This window comes from Pseudomonas sp. NPDC087598, from assembly GCF_044743525.1.
GTDB lineage: Bacteria > Pseudomonadota > Gammaproteobacteria > Pseudomonadales > Pseudomonadaceae > Aquipseudomonas.
Window position 1 is genome coordinate 7070 of the sequence record NZ_JBIUWQ010000062.1, and the last position, 21416, is coordinate 28485.

20 protein-coding genes and 1 pseudogene are annotated in these 21416 nt (G+C 60.4%); 10 read left to right on the forward strand and 11 right to left on the reverse strand.

The genetic code is table 11. The annotated features are described in order from the left end of the window. Window positions 1–19: 19 nt before the first annotated feature. From cysM to ACIOWE_RS25190, 3 genes are all read right to left on the reverse strand, one after another. On the reverse strand, window positions 20–922 hold the full coding sequence (gene cysM / locus ACIOWE_RS25180) for a cysteine synthase CysM (RefSeq protein ID WP_401397171.1): 903 nt from the start codon (window positions 920–922) through the stop codon (window positions 20–22). A 253-nt stretch (window positions 923–1175) separates the two neighbouring features. Continuing rightward, window positions 1176–2600, reverse strand: coding sequence for a histidine kinase sensor domain-containing protein (locus tag ACIOWE_RS25185; protein ID WP_401397119.1), 1425 nt, complete (start codon window positions 2598–2600; stop codon window positions 1176–1178). Next, the gene (locus ACIOWE_RS25190; RefSeq protein ID WP_401397121.1) at window positions 2587–3309 is read right to left on the reverse strand and encodes a response regulator transcription factor; all 723 of its coding nucleotides are present in this window, start codon (window positions 3307–3309) and stop codon (window positions 2587–2589) included. Before ACIOWE_RS25190 ends, ACIOWE_RS25185 begins: the two co-directional genes overlap by 14 nt. Before the next feature lie 219 nt (window positions 3310–3528). Here ACIOWE_RS25190 and ACIOWE_RS25195 point away from each other — a divergent pair, with 219 nt between their 5' ends. After that, on the forward strand, window positions 3529–6282 hold the full coding sequence (locus ACIOWE_RS25195) for a response regulator (RefSeq protein ID WP_201238604.1): 2754 nt from the start codon (window positions 3529–3531) through the stop codon (window positions 6280–6282). Window positions 6283–6364: 82 nt separating this feature from the next. Further along, the gene (locus tag ACIOWE_RS25200) at window positions 6365–7354 is read left to right on the forward strand and encodes a 2-hydroxyacid dehydrogenase (protein WP_401397124.1); all 990 of its coding nucleotides are present in this window, start codon (window positions 6365–6367) and stop codon (window positions 7352–7354) included. A gap of 12 nt (window positions 7355–7366) precedes the next feature. Here the strand turns inward: ACIOWE_RS25200 and ACIOWE_RS25205 are convergent, their stop codons facing one another. Further along, window positions 7367–7813, reverse strand: a complete 447-nt coding sequence (locus ACIOWE_RS25205) for a hypothetical protein (protein WP_401397127.1) — start codon at window positions 7811–7813, stop codon at window positions 7367–7369. Window positions 7814–7946: 133 nt separating this feature from the next. Here ACIOWE_RS25205 and ACIOWE_RS25210 point away from each other — a divergent pair, with 133 nt between their 5' ends. After that, the gene (locus ACIOWE_RS25210; RefSeq protein WP_103306877.1) at window positions 7947–8381 is read left to right on the forward strand and encodes a hypothetical protein; all 435 of its coding nucleotides are present in this window, start codon (window positions 7947–7949) and stop codon (window positions 8379–8381) included. Further along, window positions 8381–8785 carry an META domain-containing protein gene (locus ACIOWE_RS25215; RefSeq protein ID WP_401397130.1) on the forward strand — a complete coding sequence of 135 codons (405 nt, stop codon included), beginning with the start codon at window positions 8381–8383 and terminating at the stop codon, window positions 8783–8785. The genes ACIOWE_RS25210 and ACIOWE_RS25215 overlap by 1 nt, the downstream gene beginning before the upstream one ends. 180 nt (window positions 8786–8965) lie before the next feature. Here ACIOWE_RS25215 and ACIOWE_RS25220 read toward each other — a convergent pair whose 3' ends face one another. Beyond that, window positions 8966–9433: a TlpA disulfide reductase family protein gene (locus tag ACIOWE_RS25220; protein ID WP_401397133.1), complete on the reverse strand. Its 468-nt coding sequence runs from the start codon at window positions 9431–9433 to the stop codon at window positions 8966–8968. 113 nt (window positions 9434–9546) lie between these two features. On the opposite strand from ACIOWE_RS25220, the gene arsC reads away from it, so the two are divergent. From arsC to ACIOWE_RS25235, 3 genes are read left to right on the forward strand one after another with little or no spacing between them, the layout of a single operon-like run. Continuing rightward, window positions 9547–9900, forward strand: coding sequence for an arsenate reductase (glutaredoxin) (gene arsC, locus ACIOWE_RS25225; protein WP_401397136.1), 354 nt, complete (start codon window positions 9547–9549; stop codon window positions 9898–9900). Beyond that, a complete protein-coding gene (wrbA, locus tag ACIOWE_RS25230; protein ID WP_103306881.1) occupies window positions 9897–10493 on the forward strand; it encodes an NAD(P)H:quinone oxidoreductase in 597 nt (198 codons plus the stop codon). The genes arsC and wrbA overlap by 4 nt, the downstream gene beginning before the upstream one ends. A 2-nt stretch (window positions 10494–10495) precedes the next feature. Then, window positions 10496–10921, forward strand: coding sequence for a DUF2069 domain-containing protein (locus ACIOWE_RS25235; RefSeq protein WP_401397139.1), 426 nt, complete (start codon window positions 10496–10498; stop codon window positions 10919–10921). A 98-nt stretch (window positions 10922–11019) separates the two neighbouring features. Here ACIOWE_RS25235 and ACIOWE_RS25240 read toward each other — a convergent pair whose 3' ends face one another. Together ACIOWE_RS25240 and ACIOWE_RS25245 are read right to left on the reverse strand one after the other, a co-directional pair. Beyond that, the gene (locus tag ACIOWE_RS25240) at window positions 11020–11694 is read right to left on the reverse strand and encodes a DNA-3-methyladenine glycosylase I (protein ID WP_007917512.1); all 675 of its coding nucleotides are present in this window, start codon (window positions 11692–11694) and stop codon (window positions 11020–11022) included. 134 nt (window positions 11695–11828) lie between these two features. Beyond that, a pseudogene (locus ACIOWE_RS25245) lies at window positions 11829–12305 on the reverse strand (ATP-binding protein); the annotation flags it as partial. Between the two features lie 491 nt (window positions 12306–12796). Between ACIOWE_RS25245 and ACIOWE_RS25250 the strand changes: the two are divergent. Then, window positions 12797–13399, forward strand: coding sequence for a Yip1 family protein (locus tag ACIOWE_RS25250; RefSeq protein WP_007917515.1), 603 nt, complete (start codon window positions 12797–12799; stop codon window positions 13397–13399). 148 nt (window positions 13400–13547) lie between these two features. Then, window positions 13548–14042 carry a SprT family zinc-dependent metalloprotease gene (locus ACIOWE_RS25255; RefSeq protein ID WP_025112945.1) on the forward strand — a complete coding sequence of 165 codons (495 nt, stop codon included), beginning with the start codon at window positions 13548–13550 and terminating at the stop codon, window positions 14040–14042. 134 nt (window positions 14043–14176) lie between these two features. On the opposite strand, the gene ACIOWE_RS25260 is transcribed toward ACIOWE_RS25255, so the two are convergent. Beyond that, window positions 14177–15358, reverse strand: a complete 1182-nt coding sequence (locus ACIOWE_RS25260) for a CaiB/BaiF CoA transferase family protein (protein WP_401397142.1) — start codon at window positions 15356–15358, stop codon at window positions 14177–14179. Between the two features lie 268 nt (window positions 15359–15626). Further along, the gene (locus tag ACIOWE_RS25265; RefSeq protein WP_103306885.1) at window positions 15627–16961 is read right to left on the reverse strand and encodes a dicarboxylate/amino acid:cation symporter; all 1335 of its coding nucleotides are present in this window, start codon (window positions 16959–16961) and stop codon (window positions 15627–15629) included. 352 nt (window positions 16962–17313) lie between these two features. Here ACIOWE_RS25265 and ACIOWE_RS25270 point away from each other — a divergent pair, with 352 nt between their 5' ends. Continuing rightward, window positions 17314–18312: an AraC family transcriptional regulator gene (locus tag ACIOWE_RS25270; RefSeq protein WP_401397144.1), complete on the forward strand. Its 999-nt coding sequence runs from the start codon at window positions 17314–17316 to the stop codon at window positions 18310–18312. 994 nt (window positions 18313–19306) lie between these two features. Here the strand turns inward: ACIOWE_RS25270 and ACIOWE_RS25275 are convergent. Then, complete coding sequence (locus tag ACIOWE_RS25275; protein ID WP_401397147.1) at window positions 19307–20653, reverse strand: ATP-binding protein; 1347 nt, start codon at window positions 20651–20653, stop codon at window positions 19307–19309. Next, entirely contained in the window at window positions 20650–21327 is a 678-nt protein-coding gene (locus ACIOWE_RS25280; RefSeq protein WP_008079190.1) for a response regulator transcription factor, read from the reverse strand. Before ACIOWE_RS25280 ends, ACIOWE_RS25275 begins: the two co-directional genes overlap by 4 nt. Between the last annotated feature and the right edge of the window lie 89 nt (window positions 21328–21416).

The window sequence follows — 21416 nt, forward strand, 5'->3', positions numbered from 1 at the left end:
CCTCTCTCGTGCTTGGCCATCAGTTGGGCGCGTCGAACCTGCCGGTCGACAGATAACGGTCGCCACGGTCGCAGATGATCGCGACGATCACCGCGTTTTCAACTTCTTTGGACAGGCGCAGCATCGCTGCCACCGCACCGCCCGAGGATACGCCGCAGAAGATGCCTTCTTCGCGGGCCAGACGACGGGTGACGTCCTCGGCCTCGCTTTGCGCCATGTCGACGATGCGGTCAACGCGGTCGGCCTGATAGATCTTCGGCAGGTATTCCTGCGGCCAGCGACGGATGCCGGGAATGGCCGAGCCTTCCATCGGCTGCAGACCGACGATCTGCACGTTGTCGCTCTGCTCTTTCAAGTAGCGCGACACGCCCATGATGGTGCCGGTGGTGCCCATCGAACTGACGAAGTGAGTGATGGTGCCCTGGGTCTGACTCCAGATTTCCGGGCCGGTGGTGGTGTAGTGCGCTTCAGGGTTATCGCCATTGGCGAACTGATCGAGCACCTTGCCACGACCTTCGGCTTCCATGCGCTGCGCCAGATCGCGCGCGCCTTCCATGCCTTCTTCCTGACTGACCAGAATCAGCTCGGCACCGTACGCGGTCATCGCCGCTTTACGCTCGGCGCTGGAGTTGTCCGGCATGATCAGGATCATCTTGTAACCCTTGATCGCGGCGGCCATTGCCAGGGCGATCCCGGTGTTGCCCGAGGTCGCTTCGATCAGCGTATCGCCCGCGTGGATCTGCCCGCGCAGTTCGGCACGGGTGATCATCGACAGCGCCGGACGATCCTTGACCGAACCCGCCGGGTTATTCCCTTCGAGCTTGAGCAATAGGGTGTTGCTGGTGTCACCGGGCAGGCGCTGCAAACGCACCAGCGGAGTGTTGCCGACGCAATCGGCGATGGTTGGGTACTGCAGGGTCATGGCGTATTCGCAATCCAGACGTGCGGGGGCGCCTATCATACCGGCAAACCCGCGCAGGCCATATCACGCAAAGTGCGGTGCTTATGGTTTATGGGAATAAGCAGCTTAAAGTCGCGCCAGTGGTGCGACTTTTGTTTTAAGCCATATCCATTTGTGGTGACACGCAGGGCCTCTTCGCGAGCAGGCTCGCTCCCACAAGGAGTGATGTCGTTGGCAGAATAGTGTCAGCAGTGATGTCACTGTTAATTGTCGTTCACACAATCTGCGGTGAACGCAGATCCACTGTGGGAGCGAGCCTGCTCGCGAAGGCATCATTCGGTGCAACGCCATCATCCGCCACCAACCGCATATTCAGCCGCAACCCCGAACCGCTGTTCTGCGCCCAAAGACGCCCACCCTGGCGCTGCACCGCATTACGGGCAATGCTCAAGCCCAAGCCAAACCCGCCATCCCCCGGCCGCGAACCGTCGAGGCGGGTAAACGGCGAAAAGATCCGTTCAAGATCTGCTTCGGCTACCCCGCCACCCTGATCCTCCAGCCACAGGTGCCAGTAATTGCCATCGCGCCGGCCATCAAGACGTACGATTCCACCCTGTGGCGAATGCCGAATGGCGTTGCGTAAAATGTTCTCCAACGCCTGCGCCAGCGTATTCAAGTTGCCGCGCACCCAGCACGACGCCTCCACCGAACACTGCAATTGCAGACTCGGCCAGCCGCTTTCATAACAGGCGTTGTCGGTGAGCATCTCCCACAAGGCCTGGATCTGAATCGCCTCCTCCGGCAATGGCGACCGGTCAGTGTCGAGCCAGGCCAGTTGCAAGGTGTCTTCGACCAGCCGTTGCATGCCGTCGACTTCGCGGCCGATGCGTTCGCGCAATTGCAGCAGGTCTTGTTCGCTTTCGCTGGCCACGCGCAGTCGGCTCAATGGCGTGCGCAGCTCATGGGACAGATCGCGGAGCAATTGCTGTTGCACGGCGACGGTGGTTTGCAGGCGCTCGGACATCGAGTCGAACGCCCGGGCCAGTTCGCCGAGTTCGTCCGGTCGCTGGGTGATGCCGCTCGACAGCCGTACATTCAATTGATCGGCGCGCCAGGCATTGGCCTGCTCACGCAGGTTGTTCAGCGGCACCACCAGCAAGCGGTACAGACCGACGCACAACAATAAAGTGAACAGCCCGGGAATCACGCCGTTGGTGATGACCCGCCAGAACACGCGGTATTTGCCCGGCAAAAAGCGCTCGGGCAATTCGATCACCAGACTGCCGGCGGACGGATCCTTGGGAAACGGGATGCGCAGCCACGGCCGGCCCTGTTTGTGAATCGGCCAGTCGAGCCCGCGCAAGAACGTCAGGTGCTGGATTTCCTGTTCGTTCAGCGGGTCATTGCTCAGCGACTGCAAATTGCCGCCAATGACGCCGACCCAACTCGCTTCGCGCAACTCCATGCTTTGCAGCCAGTCATCGACGCCGCTGCGCCCGCCTCGCTGCCACGCCTGTTCAGCCTGCGCGGCATAACGGGTGAGCGTGCCGCGCGCCTCGTCAGAGAGGAACTGATTACGTTCCTCCATGTACCGGCCCCACGACCAACTGAGCCAGATCATCAACAGACAGAACGCGACCAGCAGAAAGGCCAGTTTCCAGAACAGCGAGTGCCGCCCCGGCAGCTCAGACATTTTCATCAGCGGCACTCAACACGTAACCCTTGCCCCACACCGTGCGCACTTGCCGCTCGGTGTAGCCGATGGCTTTGAGTTTGCGGCGGATCTGGCTGATGTGCATGTCGAGACTGCGGTCGTGCGCGGCGTAACCACGCTGCAGGACATGCTGATAAAGGAAGGCCTTGCTCAACACCTCCTCATCATTGCGGTTGAGGGTCTCCAGCAAACGGAATTCGCTGCGGGTCAGGCCGGCCGCTTGCTCGCGGAAAAACACGTCGCACTGGTCATCGTCGAAATGCAGCCCGCCGGGCGCCGCCGGTTCAGCGAGCACGGCCGGGCGACGGTCCAAGGCCACCCGACGCAGGATGGCTTCTATGCGCACATGCAACTCGGCCATGCTGAACGGTTTGGGCAGGTAATCATCGGCGCCGAGGCGAAAACCACTGATGCGATCGGCCTCGGCACCCAGAGCCGACATCAGCAACACCGGCGTCGAGTGGCTCTGGCGCAGTTGAGTCAGCAGATTCAGGCCATCCAGCCCGGGCAACAGAATGTCCATCAACACCACGTCGAACACCTGGCGCCTGGCGATGTTCAAGCCTTCCTGACCGTTCTGACACCAGGTCACCTGAAAGCCGCTGCGGCCCAGATGTTCGTGAACATAAGCACCCAGAACCGGATCGTCCTCGATGGAAAGTATGCGTGGCTGGCCAACGGAAACAGGAGTCATGAGTATCTGCAAGTAATTCTCAGTTGGCCGCGATTATTCAAGATTGCCGGCCAGCGGGCAACTCAAGGTTGCGCCGTCGGACGAACGCGCCTGCGTTCGCGGACAGAAGACGACAGCATTTTTCCGGAGATTGCCCGCGAGCAAATCGCTACACTGCGCCAATGTCGCGTGCCGGATGCACGCATGAGTCAACGGATCAGCGGGATGCAGGAGATAGGCGTGCTCAAGAAACTGGGAATCAAAGGTCGCGTGTTGTTGCTGACCTTGTTGCCGACCAGCCTGATGGCGCTGGTGTTGGGTGGTTATTTCACCTGGACGCAGCAGTCCGACCTGCAGAACCAATTGATGCAGCGCGGCGAAATGATCGCCGAGCAGCTCGCACCGCTGGTGGCGCCCGCGATGGGTCATGGCAACAGCGAATTGCTTGAGCGCATCGCCACTCAGTCCCTCGAACAACCCGATGTGCGCGCAGTGACCTTCCTCGCGCCGGACCGCTCGCCGCTGGCCCACGCCGGCCCGACCATGCTCAATCAGGCGCCGAGCGGTGACAGCGCGCAATTGCAACGGCGCAGCGGCAATGACGCGACCCGTTACCTGATGCCGGTATTCGGCAAACACCGCAACCTCGCCGGCGAACTGATCCCCGCAGAGTCCGACCGTCTGCTCGGTTGGGTCGAACTGGAACTGTCACACAACGGCATGCTGCTGCGCGGTTATCGCAGCCTGTTCGCCAGCCTGTTGCTGATTGCCGCGGGCCTTGCCGGTGCCGCGCTGCTCGCCTTGCGCATGGGCCGCACCATCAACCGTCCGCTGAGCCAGATCAAACAAGCCGTCGCGCAACTCAAGGACGGCCACCTGGAAACCCGCCTGCCACCGCTCGGCAGTCAGGAACTCGATGAATTGGCGTCGGGCATCAATCGCATGGCCGGCACCTTGCAGAACGCTCGCGAAGAACTGCAACACAGCGTCGATCAGGCCACCGAAGACGTCCGCCAGAACCTGGAAACCATCGAGATCCAGAACATCGAACTGGATCTGGCCCGTAAAGAAGCGTTGGAAGCCAGCCGGATCAAATCCGAATTCCTCGCCAACATGAGTCACGAGATCCGCACGCCGCTCAACGGCATTCTCGGTTTCACGCATCTGTTGCAAAAAAGCGAGCTGACCCCGCGCCAGCTCGACTACCTAGGCACCATCGAAAAGTCCGCCGACAGCCTGCTCGGGATCATCAACGAGATCCTCGACTTCTCGAAAATCGAGGCAGGCAAACTGGTGCTCGACCACATACCGTTCAACCTGCGTGATCTGTTGCAGGACACCCTGACCATTCTCGCCCCCGCCGCTCACGCCAAGCAGTTGGAGCTGGTCAGTCTGGTCTATCGCGATACGCCGCTGTCGCTGGTCGGTGATCCGTTACGCCTGAAGCAAATCCTTACCAACCTGGTCAGCAACGCGATCAAGTTCACCCGCGAAGGCACCATCGTCGCCCGGGCGATGCTTGAAGAAGAACACGAAGACAGCGTGCAACTGCGCATCAGCATTCAGGACACCGGCATCGGCCTGTCGAATCAGGACGTGCGCGCGTTGTTCCAGGCGTTCAGTCAGGCCGACAACTCGTTGTCGCGCCAGCCCGGCGGCACCGGGCTGGGCCTGGTGATTTCCAAGCGCCTGATCGAACAGATGGGCGGCGAGATCGGCGTCGACAGCACGCCGGGCGAAGGCTCGGAATTCTGGATCAGCCTGAGCCTGCCGAAAACCCGTGACGACGCCGAAGACCTGCCCTCGGCGCCGCTACTCGGGCGCCGCGTGGCGGTGCTGGAAAACCACGAACTGGCGCGTCAGGCCTTGCAGCATCAACTGGAAGATTGCGGCCTCATCGTCACGCCGTTCAACACTCTGGAAAGCCTGACCAATGGCGTCACCGGCGCGCATCAGACCGATCAGGCCATCGATCTGGCGGTGATCGGCATCACCAGCAACGACATATTGCCGGAGCGTTTGAACCAGCACATCTGGGACCTCGAACACCTGGGCTGCAAAGTGCTGGTGCTGTGCCCGACCACCGAGCAGACCCTGTTTCATCTGTCGGTACCGAACCCGCACAGCCAGTTGCAAGCCAAACCGGCCTGCACGCGCAAATTGCGCCGCGCCCTGTCGGATCTGGCCAACCCGCGCCAGCCACGCAACGAACCGAACGAGCCATTGTCGAGTCGCGCCCCGAAAGTGCTGTGTGTCGACGACAACCCGGCCAACCTGTTACTGGTGCAGACGTTGCTCGAAGACATGGGCGCCAAGGTGCTCGCGGTGGAAAGCGGTTACGCAGCGGTCAAAGCGGTGCAGACCGAGTCCTTCGATCTGGTTTTGATGGACGTCCAGATGCCGGGCATGGATGGCCGTCAGAGCACCGAAACCATTCGCCAGTGGGAAAGCGAGCGGCATTGCACACCGCTGCCGATCGTCGCGCTCACCGCGCATGCCATGGCCAACGAAAAACGTGCGTTGCTGCAAAGCGGCATGGACGACTACCTGACCAAACCGATCAGCGAGCGGCAACTGGCGCAAGTGGTACTGAAATGGACCGGCCTGGCCCTGCGCAATCAGGTGCCGGAGCGCGTCAGCGAGAATGCCGCGGGCAATCACGAATTGCCGGTACTCGATCACGAAGAAGGTTTGCGTCTGGCCGCCGGCAAGGCGGATCTGGCGGCGGACATGCTGGCGATGCTGCTGGCCTCGCTCGAAGCCGACCGTGAAGCGATTCGCACGGCACGCGACAGCCACGACCAGAATGCCCTGATTGAACGCGTCCATCGCCTGCACGGCGCCACACGTTATTGCGGCGTCCCGCAGTTGCGCGCGGCCTGTCAGCGCAGTGAAACCCTGCTCAAACAGGAAGACCCGAAAGCGTCGACGGCGCTGGATGAGCTGGAACGGGCGATCAACCGCCTCGCCACGCAAGCGAAGATCAGCGCCTGACCCAGCGCAATACCGCTCAACGCCGATACCGATAAAGTTGACTTGGGTGATGCAGCCCGAGTCGATGCTCCAGGAGGATTTCATGCGCACGATCGTTTTCAGCAGCCAGACCTACGACCGCGACAGTTTCCTCGGTGCCGATTGCCCGGCGGGTATCGAACTGCATTTTCAACCGGCGCGGCTGAGTCTGGATACTGCGGCACTGGCCGAGCAGCACGAAGTAGTCTGCGCCTTTATCAATGACGACCTCAGCGCTGCGGTGCTGGAGCGTCTGGCCGCCGGCGGCACACGCTTGATCGCCCTGCGCTCGGCCGGTTACAACCATGTCGATCTGGCCGCCGCGAAACGCCTGGGCCTTGGCGTCGTGCGCGTTCCGGCCTACTCGCCGCATGCGGTGGCCGAGCATGCCGTGGCCCTGATCCTCGCCCTCAACCGGCGCTTGCACCGCGCCTACAACCGCACCCGTGAAGGTGATTTCAGTCTGCATGGCCTGACCGGGTTCGACCTGGTCGGCAAGACTGTCGGCATCGTCGGCACCGGGCAGATCGGCGCCACGTTCGCGAAAATCATGCACGGTTTCGGTTGTGAATTGCTCGCCTACGACCCGTACCCGAATCCGCAGGTGCTGGCCTTGGGCGCACGTTATCTGAGCCTGCCGGAGCTGCTCGCGCAGTCGCGAATCATCAGCCTGCACTGCCCGCTCAACGAGCAGAGCAAACACCTGATCAACCGCGATTCACTGGCGCACATGCAAGCGGGGGCGATGCTCATCAACACAGGTCGCGGCGGTCTGGTGGATACCCCAGCGCTGATCGAGGCCTTGAAGGACGGGCAACTGGGTTATCTCGGTCTGGATGTGTATGAGGAAGAGGCGCAGCTGTTTTTCGAGGACCGTTCCGACCTGCCGTTGCAGGATGACGTGCTGGCGCGCTTGCTGACCTTTCCGAATGTGATCATCACCGCGCATCAGGCGTTTCTGACGCGAGAGGCGCTGGGTGCGATTGCCGCGACGACCCTGGACAATATCGCGACCTGGGCTGCGGGGTCGCCACAGAACCAGGTCGAGGGTTAAGCGCTTTCCCGCTTACTTCAGCGTCGACGCCAGAATCAGCAGCGCCAGCCAGCCGAAACCGAACAGGCGTTGTTTCGCCGAGTGACCGCTGCGCAGCAGAAACCAGACGAACACCATCGGCAACAGGAACACCATGATCTTCAACCAGCCTTCCACCGGGCGGCTGCCGTCCTCATTGATGTGCGTCACGGCCGCTTGCGCGGCCTGTTGCTGACGTCGATGCCCCGCCGTCGCGGGCACGACTTTCGGTAAAGGCTCCGGACTTTCGAGCGCGATCACAGCCTCCGCCACAGCCCTGTTACGCGGAAGGCTGCCGAAAGAAATAGTCGACGCCTGAGCCGGTGCTCCTGCGCTCTGCGCGTGGGCTTGCTGCTGCGCCATTGGAGCCCCGCAATGAATGCACGCCGACGCCTCTGAGCTGATGCTCCGCTTACATTCATAACATTCGATCAGCGCCATGTTCCGTTCCTTCAGATTCGAGGGCGGCAGTTTGCCATGGGCCAAGGTCGATTTGAACCTGATCGAAGGTCGCAAGCGCACGTCATTCTGCAACGTGGCCCGTGCTAGCATGTCGCGCATATTTGGAGGACCCATGGTCGAACACGATTTCCGCTACAACCTGATGAACCCGCAACACACCCTCACCGAATGCCGCGCCCTTGTACCGGGCCGCTATCAGGTCACCGGCAACGGTGGCTCGATCCGCATCGGTGACGCCCTGTTGGTCACCCTCAAAGGCAGCAAGGACTTGTCCATGCGCCTGACCGTCGAAACCGTCCGCCACCTGATCAATCCGCCGGGCCAATGGACCGCGATGACCACGGGCCCGGTGTTCGGCGAACTGGCGATCCACACCTGGCAGGTCAATTGCGACAGCTGCGCCAAGGAGCTGAGCTTCGAATTCGCAGTCGACGCCAAGCTGGGCAAAGCCGCAGAAAAACCGGCCGCCACGGCGCGCATTGCCGAGTTGGGCTGGAAAGCCGTTGGCGAGAAACATCTGTGCCCGAAATGCCAGGAGCCTGCGTGATGAAACGCCTTGCCCTGACCGCTCTGGTCGGTGTTGGCCTGGCGGGCTGCGCCGCGGAGCCTGTGCAACTGCAACAGAACCGCAGCTACATTCTGGAGTGGATCGGCGAACGGCCATTGATGGATTACAGCCATCTGACCGTGACCCTCGGCGATGATGGCCGCGCCTACGGCAACGGTGGCTGCAACCATTGGTTCGCGCCGTACACGCTGGATGGCGAGAAGCTGACTTTCGGCAAGATCGGCAAAACCCGCAAGCTGTGCGCACCGGCACTGATGGAGCAGGAACAACGCTTCCTCCAGGCGCTGGAGCATGTCGAGCGCTGGGACATTTCGCCGATTGAGCAGATGCGCTTCTGGCCGGCGGAAGGCAAGCCGTTGCGGTGGTGGCTGGAAGAGGGTTAAGTCCTCTTCAATGCGCTGAGGTGCATTGTGGCGAGGGGATTTATCCCCGTTGGGTCGCGAAGCGGCCCCCGCTGAGTGTCAGGCAAACGGCAAGCTCAGGTTTCAGGGCTGCTACGCAGCCCAACGGGGATAAATCCCCTCGCCACATCAAGCTCCTTCACCACAAAAAACTCGGTGGGCTTACTTGGTCGCCTGCAACGCCTCAAGCTTGGCCATCACCCCCGCCGCCGTCTGCTCGCCCATCAACTGTTCACGCACTTTGCCCTTGTTGTCGATGATGTACGTCACCGGCAAGGCCTCACTGCGCGGCAAATCGAACAACTCCGCCGGATCCTGCGCCAGCACGGTGAACTTGATGCCGAGTTTTTCGCTGGCGTCTTTCAGCTCTACACCTTGCACGTTGTCGAAGTTGACCCCGAATACACCAACGTTCTTGCTCTTGAGTTCATCCGCCAAATGGTTGAGCTCAGGGATTTCCGTGCGGCACGGGCCACACCATTCGGCCCAGTAGTTGAGCACCACCCATTGTTTGTCGAGGCGCTCGGACGCCACTTTCTGACCGTTCTGGTCGATACCATAGTCATTGCCGCAGCCCCCCAGCATCAACGCCCCGATTATCGTCAATGCCGCTGCCAATCGCCGTGTCATGTCCTGTTCCTTGTGAAAATTTGAATACGCCTGCGACCCATCGCCTCCCGAGGTTCTGGATTGCGCGTTGCACAGTTAGAATAGCCGCCACTTTACGCCAGAAGCGACCCGCCATGACCGATCTGACGCTTTATCACAATCCGCGCTGCTCGAAATCCCGCGGTGCGCTGGAACTGCTTGAAGCCCGCGGCCTGACGCCAAACGTCGTGCGCTACCTCGAAACCCCGCTGAATGCGGCGCAAATCAAGGCCCTGCTCGGCAAACTCGGGATCAGCGCACGGCAGTTGCTGCGTACCGGGGAAGATGAATACAAAATGCTTCAGCTGGCCGACACCAGCCTCAGCGAAGCACAACTGATTGCCGCCATCGCCGAGCATCCGAAACTGATGGAACGACCGATTCTCGAAGCCGGCGACAAGGCCGTCATCGGCCGTCCACCGGAGCAGATCCTGGAGTTGCTGCCGTGAGCGCGCCGTACATTCTGGTTCTGTATTACAGCCGCAGCGGCTCGACCAACGAGATGGCCAGGCAGATTGCCCGCGGCGTCGAGCAGGCTGGCCTTGAAGCGCGTCTGCGCACTGTGCCGGCAATCTCCACCGAGTGCGAAGCCGTCGCCCCGGACATCCCGGACGAAGGCGCGCTCTACGCGACACTCGATGACCTGAAGAACTGCGCCGGTCTGGCCCTCGGCAGTCCGACCCGATTCGGCAATATGGCTGCACCGCTGAAATATTTCCTCGATGGCACCAGCAACCTCTGGCTGACCGGCGCCCTCGTCGGCAAACCAGCCGGTGTGTTCACCTCCACCGCCAGCCTGCATGGCGGCCAGGAAACCACGCTGCTGTCGATGATGCTACCGTTGTTGCACCACGGCATGCTGATCACCGGCCTGCCGTACAGCGAGTCGGCACTGCTGGAAACCCAGGGCGGCGGCACACCTTATGGCGCCAGCCATCACGCCGGCGCTGACGGCAAAAGTGGGCTTGATCAGCACGAAGTCGCACTGTGCCGGGCGCTGGGCCTGCGCCTAGCCAAGACTGCGCAGAAACTGGAGGGCTGACGGTGGCGAAGAAGCCGAAAGTCCTGCCCTCCGTCGAGTGGCTGGAGCCGCGTGTCAAAGCGATGCGGATCATCAGTCTGCTGTGCTTCTTCGGCCTCGCTGGACTGCTCGCGGCCTACTATCTGGTATTCGCCGACCTGCATGGCGCCCGACCGTGGGTGATTCTGCTGGTCGAGCTGATCCCGTGGCTGGTCCTCGCCCCGGCAATGATCATGGGCAGCGCCCGTGGGCATTCATGGATGTGCTTTGTGGTGAATCTGTATTTCATCAAAGGCGCACTGGCGGCGTACGACCCGAACCGGCAGTTGTTTGGTGTGCTGGAGATGGTCGTGAGCCTGGCGGTGTTCTGCTCGGCGCTGTTGTATGTGCGGTGGCGGTATCAGTTGAATCGCAAACTGGCGGGTGAAGGCGAGATCAGCGTCGCCTGACACTCCGCCATCGCGAGCAGGCTCACTCCCACTGGGCATTTGTGAACGCCGCTGATTCAGTGTGGGAGCGAGCCTGCTCGCGATTGGCCGACTCGGTTTCAATGATTGACGGTATACGCGAGCATCATCGAAATCTGGCTCATCGCCCGCCCGCCGCTCTGTTCATGCCACTGGTTGAACGCGTCCTGCACAATCGCCAGATCACGCAGACTGGTCGGCACTTTGTCGACGATCTTCTGCGCATTCAGCGCGGCGACCACGTCGTAGCTCGGCACGAAGGTATCCTTGCCAACCATGCGCAAAAACCGTGGGGCCGACAGCCCGCCCAGTTGATGGCCGTGTTTTTTCAGGTAGGTCCACAGACCGACAATATCGGTCACCGGCCAGTCGGCGATCAGCGCGCCAAAACTGCCCTTGTCTTTCTCGACGTCCAGAATGAACTGCGCATTGCGCGGCACGCTCTTGAGCTTGCCCAGGTGACGGATGATCCGCGCGTCCTGCATCAGTCGTTCAAGATGTTCGGCACTCATCAGCACGACTTTTTCCGGGTCGAACTTGAAGAACACTTCTTCGAAGGCCGGCCACTTGGCATCCACCAGACTGTGCTTGAGCCCGGCGCGGAAGACCCGCAGGGCCATGGTCGAGAGGTAACGATCGTCGCTGATCTTGCGCAGTTGCGCGGGTGTCTTGGGAACGGGCAGATGGGCTTCCAGTTCAGCCGCTGAACCGAAGCGGTTCAGACAGTATTCATGCAGCCACTTGTAATCGCGCATGCCCTCTCCTATTCAATAAAACGAATCACCCATGTGGGAGCGAGCCTGCTCGCGAAGACGGAGTATCAGTCAACAAATCAGTTGAATGACACACCGCTTTCGCGAGCAGGCTCGCTCCCACATTTGAAATGTGTTTACAGGTTGACGACGTTAACGAAGCGCGAAGCCGCCGTCTCGTCGATCTTCAGGCTGGTGAAGTCGAACAGGTTGCGGTCGGCCAGTTGCGACGGCACCACGTTCTGCAGACTGCGGAAGATGCTTTCCGTTCGGCCCGGGGTCTTGCGATCCCAGTCCTGGAGCATTTCCTTGACCACCTGACGCTGCAGGTTTTCCTGCGAACCGCAGAGGTTGCACGGGATGATCGGGAATTCCTTGAGGTCCGAGTAGGCCTGGATGTCTTTCTCGTTGCAGTACGCCAGCGGACGAATCACCACGTTGCGGCCGTCATCGGCGCGCAACTTGGGCGGCATCGCCTTGAGGGTGCCGTTGAAGAACATGTTGAGGAAGAACGTCTCGACGATGTCATCACGGTGATGACCAAGGGCCATTTTGGTCGCGCCAATTTCGTCGGCGAAGGTGTACAGCGTGCCGCGACGCAGGCGCTTTTGCAGTTTGTTCTGATTGACCGTAAGAGTGCCCATGACGCGAAATCCGTGAGGTGTGACGAAAGGCCGGCATTTTACGCAAAAAACCCGGCGGGGGCGAAGGGCCGTGGGTCTGTCCCTTCAAGTCATTTTCACTCAAATCTTGTGGTGAGGGGATTCATCCCCGATGGGTTGCGCAGCAGCCCCAAGACCTGAGAAATCTGTTTGCCTGACACTGCGCGGTGAATGCATTACGACTGCTGCGCAGCCGGTCGGGGATAAATCCCCTCACCACAGTTTTTTTTCAGTTGCCAAAGTGTGGCGTTCCAAGACCCTGCGGCGATTAAGCCCCCCGTTTACAGCGCGATTTGCTCTAAGCCCCTAATACCTGTGCGGGTAAGTCCTTTCTATACTGCGACATAAGGTCGCACACATCTGAAGACCTGAATTTGCTCGGCCTCATTGGCCCGTAGGCGCTCCGCTGGGGGGCGATGGCAATAACAAGAGGAGTGACTGGCATGATCCATCACGTAGTGGGACTTTTTACCCACCCCGATCAGGAATGGAAGGAAATCCGTGGCGACCAAGAGGAAAGCATCAGCCACATGTACCTCACACACACGCTGATTCTGGCGGCGATCCCCGCTGTCTCGGCGTTCATCGGCACCACACAGGTCGGCTGGGTGATCGGCAATCGCGCGCCGGTCATGCTCACGGTCGAAAGCGCCATCTGGATGACCGTCATGTCGTACCTGGCGATGCTCGGCGGGGTCGCGGTCATGGGCGCCTTTGTGCACTGGATGGCCCGCACCTATGACGCCAACCCGAGCCTGGCCCGTTGCGTGGCGTTTGCCACCTACACCGCGACACCGTTGTTTGTCGGCGGGCTGGCAGCGCTGTATCCGCACATGTGGCTAGGGATGATCGTCGGCACGGCGGCCATCTGCTACACGGTGTACTTGCTGTATGTCGGGTTGCCGACCTTCATGAACATTCCGTCGGACGAAGGTTTCCTGTTTTCCAGTTCAGTGCTGGCGGTGGGTCTGGTGGTGCTGGTGGCCATCATGGCGTTCACCGTGATCGTCTGGGGCCTGGGCGTGGGGCCGGTCTACACCAACTGACGCAATGACTCATCGAGAAAAACAAGATCTGCCAATACAGGCCGCCGCAAGGCGGCCTTCTCGTATCGATGACGACCATTCGGCAGTTCGGCGATTCGCAAGTCCCCAGGGTTGCGGCATACTCGACGCCTCTGGAGATCCATCAAGCATGCCCGAGCAACTCAATACCCGCGTCGAAGACTGTTACCAACTCGCTGAATCCTTTTTCAAACGTCATTTCCAACGCCCCGTGGTGAGCCTCAAGCTGCGCGGGCAAAAAGCCGGGGTCGCGCATCTGCACGAGAACCTGCTGCGCTTCAACCCGCAGTTGTACCGGGAAAACACCGAACATTTCCTCAAGCAGACCGTGGCCCACGAAGTCGCGCACCTGATCGCCCATCAACTGTTCGGCGACCGCATCCAGCCCCACGGCGAGGAGTGGCAACTGATCATGCGTGGCGTCTATGAATTGCCGCCGGATCGCTGCCACACCTATGCAATCAAACGCCGCAGCGTGACTCGCTACATCTACAAGTGCCCGTGTGCGGACAGTGATTTTCCGTTTTCGGCGCAGCGCCATAGCCTGGTGCGCCAGGGACGGCGGTATTTGTGCCGGCGTTGCCGCAACACCTTGGTGTTCAGTGGTGAGATGCGGGTGGAATAGTCTGATTTGTGGAGTAGCAACTGGCCCCATCGCTGGCAAGCCAGCTCCCACAGTGTCCGATGTGTTCACAAAATTCATGTACGACACAAAAACCTGTGGGAGCTGGCTTGCCAGCGATGAGGCCAGTACAGACGCTAGAGAATCACCTTGGCCGAACGCAGTTCAGCAATCCGCTCAGCACCAAACCCCAACTCCCCCAACACCTGATCCGTATGCTGCCCCACCACCGCCCCGATATGCCGCGGTGCCGGCAGTGACTCGGAAAACTTCAACGGACAGGCCATCTGCGCCTGACTCGTCCCATCCCCCCGCGGCACCTGCGTCACCAATTCCCGCGCCTGCAATTGTGGATGTTGCACCGCCTCGTCCAGACTCAACACCGGTTCGACACACGCATCGATGCCGGCAAACAACTCACACAGTTCGGCAAAGTCATGTTTTTCGAATTCGACCTTCAATGCATCCTTCAGCGCCTGCTGTTGCTCGGGTTTCGGCGACAATCCCTGCGCTGCCAACTCCGGCCGGCCCAACGCCGTACACAATTGCTGCATGAACCCCGGCTCCAGACTGCCCACTGACATCCAGCGGCCATCCCGGGAGCGGTAGTAATCGTAAAAACTGCCACCGTTGAGCATCTGATCTTCCCGACCCGGCGACTCGCCGCAGGCCAGATACCCGGCACCCGCCATGGCGTTCAGGCTGAACGCGCAGTCGGTCATGCTCACGTCCAGATGCGTGCCCTGCCCGCTTTGCTGACGGGCAATCACCGCCGCCAGCAGCCCGATCACCCCGTGCAGCGAACCACCGGCAACATCCGCCACCTGCATGCCCAGCGGCAGCGGCCCGCTGTCGGCGCGACCGGTGTAACTGGAGAGCCCGGTCAGCGCCAGGTAGTTGATGTCATGCCCGGCGCGATCCTTGTACGGCCCGGTCTGGCCGTAACCGGTGATCGACACGTAGATCAGCTTCGGATTGATCGCCTTCAGCGCTTCATAACCCAGGCCCAGACGTTCCATCACACCGGGGCGAAACTGTTCCAGGACGATGTCGTAGTCGGCCAGCAGTTGCTTGACCACGTCCAGCGCTGCGGGTTGTTTCAGGTCGAGTGCAAGGCTGCGTTTGTTGCGATTGAGATAGGCATGACTGGCCGACATTCCCTGATCGTGGGGCGGCAATACCCGCAGCAGATCCAGACGCGTCGGCGACTCGATCCGCAGCACTTCGGCGCCCATGTCCGCCAGCAACAGCGAGGCAAACGGCCCCGGCAGCAGCGTCGAGAAATCGAGGATTTTCAGTGAGGCCAGCGGTGCGGACATGGGCGAACTCCTTGGGCGATGCACTCAGCCTAGGCAGCGATGCCGCGTACGGCAATCACCGGAAATGTCAGCGGGTGTGACCGTTACGCTCAAACAGCAAGCAATAAAAAACCTGCCGAAGCAGGTTTTTCCGTGCATCTGTGGCGAGGGAGCTTGCTCCCGTCGGGTCGCGTAGCGGCCCCAAGAAAGGGCCTGCTGCGCAGTCCAGCGGGAGCAAGCTCCCTCGCCACAGGCAAACCCCATACCGCAGGGTATTACCCAATGCAGATTACTTGACGTTGCTCGGCGTCGGGCCTTCAGCCACACCCAAGTCATCTTCAGGACGGGTATCAGCAATACCGCGACCACCCGATGCCAGCTCGGCTTGCAGGGTATCGGTGTCCAGCTCTTTCACCCACTTGGCAACCACGATGGTCGCTACAGCGTTACCCACCAGGTTGGTCAGTGCGCGCGCTTCGGACATGAAGCGGTCGATGCCGAGGATCAGCGCCAGACCGGCAACCGGCAGGTGACCTACCGCCGACAGCGTGGCCGCCAGCACGATGAAGCCCGAACCGGTCACACCGGCTGCGCCTTTGGAGGACAGCAGCAACACCACCAGCAGGGTGATCTGATGGGTGATGTCCATGTGCGTGTCAGTTGCCTGAGCAATGAACACGGCCGCCATGGTCAGGTAGATCGCGGTACCGTCGAGGTTGAACGAGTAACCAGTCGGGATCACCAGACCCACTACCGATTTCTTCGCGCCCAGACGCTCCATCTTGATCAGCATGCGTGGCAGTACCGATTCCGACGACGAGGTGCCGAGTACGATCAGCAGCTCTTCACGGATGTAGCGGATCATCTTCAGCACGCTGAAACCGTGCATGCGCGCGATACCGCCGAGCACGATCAGGATGAACGCCAGGCACGTGATGTAGAAGCAGATCATCAGCTGACCCAACTGCACCAGCGAGCCGACACCGTAGGCACCGATGGTGAATGCCATCGCACCGAAGGCACCGATTGGCGCGAGCTTCATGATCATGTTGATGATGTTGAACATCACGTGAGCGAAGCGATCGATGAAATCGAGGATCGGACGACCGTAGTCACCCAGGCGATGCAGGGCGAAACCGAAGATCACCGAGAACATCAGCACTTGCAGGATGTCACCGGTCGCGAACGCGCCGACGATGGTGGTCGGGATCACGTTGAGCAGGAAGCCGACAACGCTCTGGTCGGCACCGGCTGCTACATAAGAAGCGACTTTCGAAGCGTCGAGGGTGGCAACGTCGATGTGCATGCCGTTGCCCGGCTGCACGACGTTGACCACGACCAAACCGACCAGCAGGGCGATGGTCGAAACGATTTCGAAGTACAGGAGTGCGTAACCACCGGTCTTGCCGACCGACTTCATGCTCTGCATGCCGGCGATGCCGCTGACCACGGTGCAGAAGATGATGGGGGCGATGATCATTTTGATCAGTTTGATGAACCCGTCACCCAGCGGTTTTACCGCCACGCCGAATTGCGGGTAGTAGTGACCGAGCGCGATACCGATACAAATTGCGACGATCACCTGGAAATACAGGGATTTGTACAGTGGCTGACGAGTCGTCATTGCAAGTTTCCTCAAGCGTCCCGCGTGACAACATCCATCTGTTGGCCGCGAAACCTGAATTGCGAACCCTCCTGCACTGGAGGGATTTGTTGTGTCGAGCGACGCTTTTTCCTGCCGGATCAACGCACGCTTCTGTCGCTCTTATCGCAAACGTCGTGCCACTTTGGTGCGTTTCGCTGCAAGCCTTTTGATATCAGGGATTACAGGGTCATTTGTGTCACTGTCTGGTTACCCAAGTGTGGCGGATTTCCGCCAACTCGCCCGATCTCGTCCTACAATTTGGCGGAAATCCGCCTTGTTGCCCGGTTCACCCCCGGCTACCATCCGGCGCCAGAGGAAGGATTTGCCGCTTATGCGCGAACGCACCATCGCCAGTCATTTCGCCCGTGCCGCCCTTGGTGGCGCACGCCGCGTGGGGTTCGATTATTCGGACCTGCTGTTGCAATTGGGCATCAGCCCGGAATTGCTCGATGAACCGCGTGCACGCATCGCCCCGGAGCAGTTCACCCGTTTGATTCAGGGCCTGTGGCTGGCACTGGACGACGAGTACCTGGGTTTCGGCAAGGCCCCGAGCAAACCCGGCAGCTTCGCCATGATGTGCCACGCCTCGATTCATTGCCGCAATCTGGAGAAAGCCCTGCAACGCGGCTTATTGTTTTATAGCCTATTCCCGGATGCCCCGCGCTTGACCCTGAGCCGCGAAGACGAATGGGTGCGCCTGAGTCTCGACGATTCACAGTTGTGGGACCCGGATCACTTTCTGAGCGAAAGCCTGCTGGTACTTTGGCATCGCCTCGGCAGTTGGCTGATCGGCCAGCGCATCCGCCTGGAGCAGGCGACGTTCAGCTACGCGAAGCCTGCGCATGGCGCTGAATACGACCTGCTGTTTCCCTGCCCTTTGGTGTTTTCAGCGGATCAAAGCAGTCTGCTGTTTCATAGCCGCTACCTGCACATGCCGTTGTTGCAGGACGAACGCACCCTCAAGCATTTCCTCGAACGCTCCCCCGCCGACCTGCTCTCGCGCCCCGACGGCGGCGACAGTCTCAGCAGCCGTCTGCGCCGTTTGCTCAGCAGCGACACTAACCGTTGGCCGGATCTGGAAGCCGTTGCCGCTCATTTGCATATCAGCCCGCAGACGCTGCGTCGGCATTTGCGCGAGGAAGGCAGCAGTTTTCAGGAGTTGAAAGATCAGTTGCGGCGGGATATCGCCATTTATCATTTGGGGCGGGCGGATTTGTCGTTGCAGCAGATTGCCGAGCAGTTGGGGTTTTCCGAGCCGTCGGCGTTTCATCGGGCGTTCAAGAAGTGGACGGGGGTGACGCCGGGGGCTTATCGGGCGCAGGGGCAGTGAGGTGTCTTCGGGATCCTGCCTTTTGAAACACCGTGGATTTGCGAAGTGGGTTTGTTTGTCTGGGATTTTTTGGGAGCTTTGGGGTTTGGGTTTTGGTTTGGGGGGCATATCCGTTGCTGCGGTTATGGCTGCTTAGGGTTTCGCTCTTACAGCGAGTCATCTTTTCCAGACGCCGAAAAGGTAACCCAAAAGGCTTGGCCCCGACGTACGGCACTTCGCTTGGGCTCAGTGTTCCCTCGCTACGGTGTCCATCCGGGGGCATCGCCTACGGTTTGCTGCGCTGCACCTCCTCTCGATGTATTTGGCTTCGCCAAACGGCGCTGCGCGCCTAACCCCCGGATGAACACCTTCGCTCGGCCTGCCGAAGGGGCTGGAGGGCAAAAGCAAAGCAAGAGCCAGAGCAGATCAAAAGATCGCAGCCTTCGGCAGCTCCAGGGAATGAGTACCCCCGCCAGAGCTTGGGCGGCTGTCAGGTCGCCATCGCTGGCAAGCCACACACAGAGGTGGAGTACAACCGGCAGAAACAGGTCGGATGTCAGGCCGTCATCGCGAGCAGGCTCACTCCTACAATGGGATCGCATGCAATCTGCAAGAGACCGGTCGGCTGTCAGGCCGCCATCACTGCCACAAAAAAAACGAGTACACCCCAAACGCGGCGCATGCCGCCCCACTCAACACAATGAGCGTTAGCTCGAGTACCGCTCTTGATCTAAAAAGCCCGTCGGCAGGCTGAGTGGAGGGATTGATCCGGGGGTGGGAGCGCAGCGACCGTTTGGCGCAGCCAAATGCATCGAGAGGAGGTGCAGCGCAGCAAACCGTAGGCGATGCGCCCGGATCAATCCCGCAGCGAAGGAACCCGAGCCTAAGCGAGGGCCGTACGTCAGGGTAAAGCCTTTTGGGTTACCTTTTCGGCGTTTGGAAAAGGTGACCCGCCGTAAGGGCGGAACCCTAATCAGCACCACCCGCAGCAACGGATATACACCCAAAACCCAACTCAAACCGCAGGAAAGTGAATCCGAAACGCCGCCCCACCCATAGGCGAATCCCCCAACATCAACTTCGCGTTGTAACTCTCGATAATGTCCTTGACCACAGCCAACCCGATCCCCTGACCCGGATGCTGCCGATCCAGCCGCTCACCCCGCTCAAGAATCCGCGCCCGCTGATCCGGCGGTACCCCCGGTCCATCATCCTCGACACACAACTCAATCCCGGCCAGGCTCTCACGCACACTGATACGCACCTCACCCAGACACAGCCGATAAGCGTTCTCCAGCAAGTTACCCATCATCTCCAGCAACGCGCCCTGCTCGATCGGCACATAACAATGCTCAGGCAGATCAAACGCCACCCGCACCCGCTTGTCGCGGTAGACCTTGTCCAACGTGTCACACAGACTTTTAAGCACCGGTTGCAGGCGCACCTGATGACGCACCAGGCCGCTTTTACGCAGACTGGCCCGTTGCAACTGATAGCTGATCTGCTGACTCATGCGCTCGATCTGGCTTTGCAGCACCCACGCCTGATCCAGATCCTTGGGCCGCTGCGCCATGTCCTCACTGACACCCTGCAACACCGCCAACGGGGTTTTCAGGCTATGCGCCAAGTCATCCAGAGAATCGCGATAACGGCTGCGCTGCTGACGTTCGCTCAGCAGCAGGCGGTTCAGCGAGCCGGTCAGGCGCAGCAGTTCGCGCGGGTGTTGTTCGGTCAGGCTTTCACGAGTACCACCCTCGATTTCATCGAGTTCCTGACTGAGTTGACGCAAGGCCTTGAGGCCCCAACTCAAGCCGATCCACAACAGCGCCAGCAGCACCAGCAACGCTGCTCCGAAGCCCAGATAGAGATTCTCGCGCAAGCCTTCGAGGGTGGTTTCGTACTCGCGCACCGGTTGCAGGGCGACGATGCTGAAGGCCGCGCTTTTACCGCCGAGCAGTTTCACTTCAACGTCGTAGACGAAGAACTCCTGACCATTGACCTCACGGATTCGCGCGAACTCGTTGCCGAGTCCGTCGTATCGTGGTTTGTAGTTGATCTGCTCTTCCTGGGTGGCTTTCGAGCGCCAGACCAGATGCCCTTCACGGTCGTAGATATAGCCAAGCAAGCGGAAATCGGCGAGGTTGAAACGCTCGTCCGGCAACTGCGTCGGCATGACCAGTTTGCCGTTTTCAATGCGCGCGGCCGAGATCAGCGTGGTGACGTCCGAGGCCAGGCGCTGCTCGATCGAGTCCTGCAACGCGAGGCTGAACGCGCCCTGCATTGCCGGCAGCAAGGCGAGCATGAACAACACCGCCAACGTGGTGGCGGCGAGCATCAGCCGAACGCGAAGCGAACGAATCAAGTGCAGCGCTCATTGAACAGGTAGCCGAGGCCCCGCACGGTGTCGATCGGTTTGAACCCGGCCGGGCCTTCGAGCTTGCGGCGCAAGCGACCGACCAGCACTTCGATGACGTTCGGATCGCGCTCGTCGTCGTCTGGATAGAGTTGTTCCATCAAGCGATCCTTGGGCACCACTTGCTGGTGATGGCGCATGAGGTATTCGAGGATCCGGTACTCATACGCGGTCAGTGCCAGCGGTTGCTCGTCGAGCGTTGCCTGCTTGCGATTGAGGTCGAGCAACAGCGGGCCGGCAACGATGGTCGACTGGGTGAAACCGCTGGAACGGCGCAGCAAGGCATTCAGGCGTGCGTCGAGTTCTTCGAACTGGAACGGCTTGACCACGTAATCGTCGGCACCGGCAGCGAGGCCCTCGACCTTGTCCTGCCAGTTACCGCGCGCGGTGAGGATCAGGATCGGGAAGGTCTTGCCGCCCGAGCGCAACTGGCGAATCAGATCGAGACCGCCCATGCCCGGCAGACCGAGATCGATCACCGCCAGGTCAAAGTTGAACTGGCCGGTCTGGTACAGCGCCTCTTCGGCATTGGCCACGGACTCGACCACATGACCGCTCTCCGTCAGACGGGTTTGCAGGTGATGGCGCAACAGCGCTTCATCTTCGACGACCAACAGCTTCATATCGCTCTCCCGGGCAAATCAAAAATCTCCAGTAACACACCTGTGGGAGCGAGCCTGCTCGCGAAGCCTGTGTGTCAGTCGACTTATTC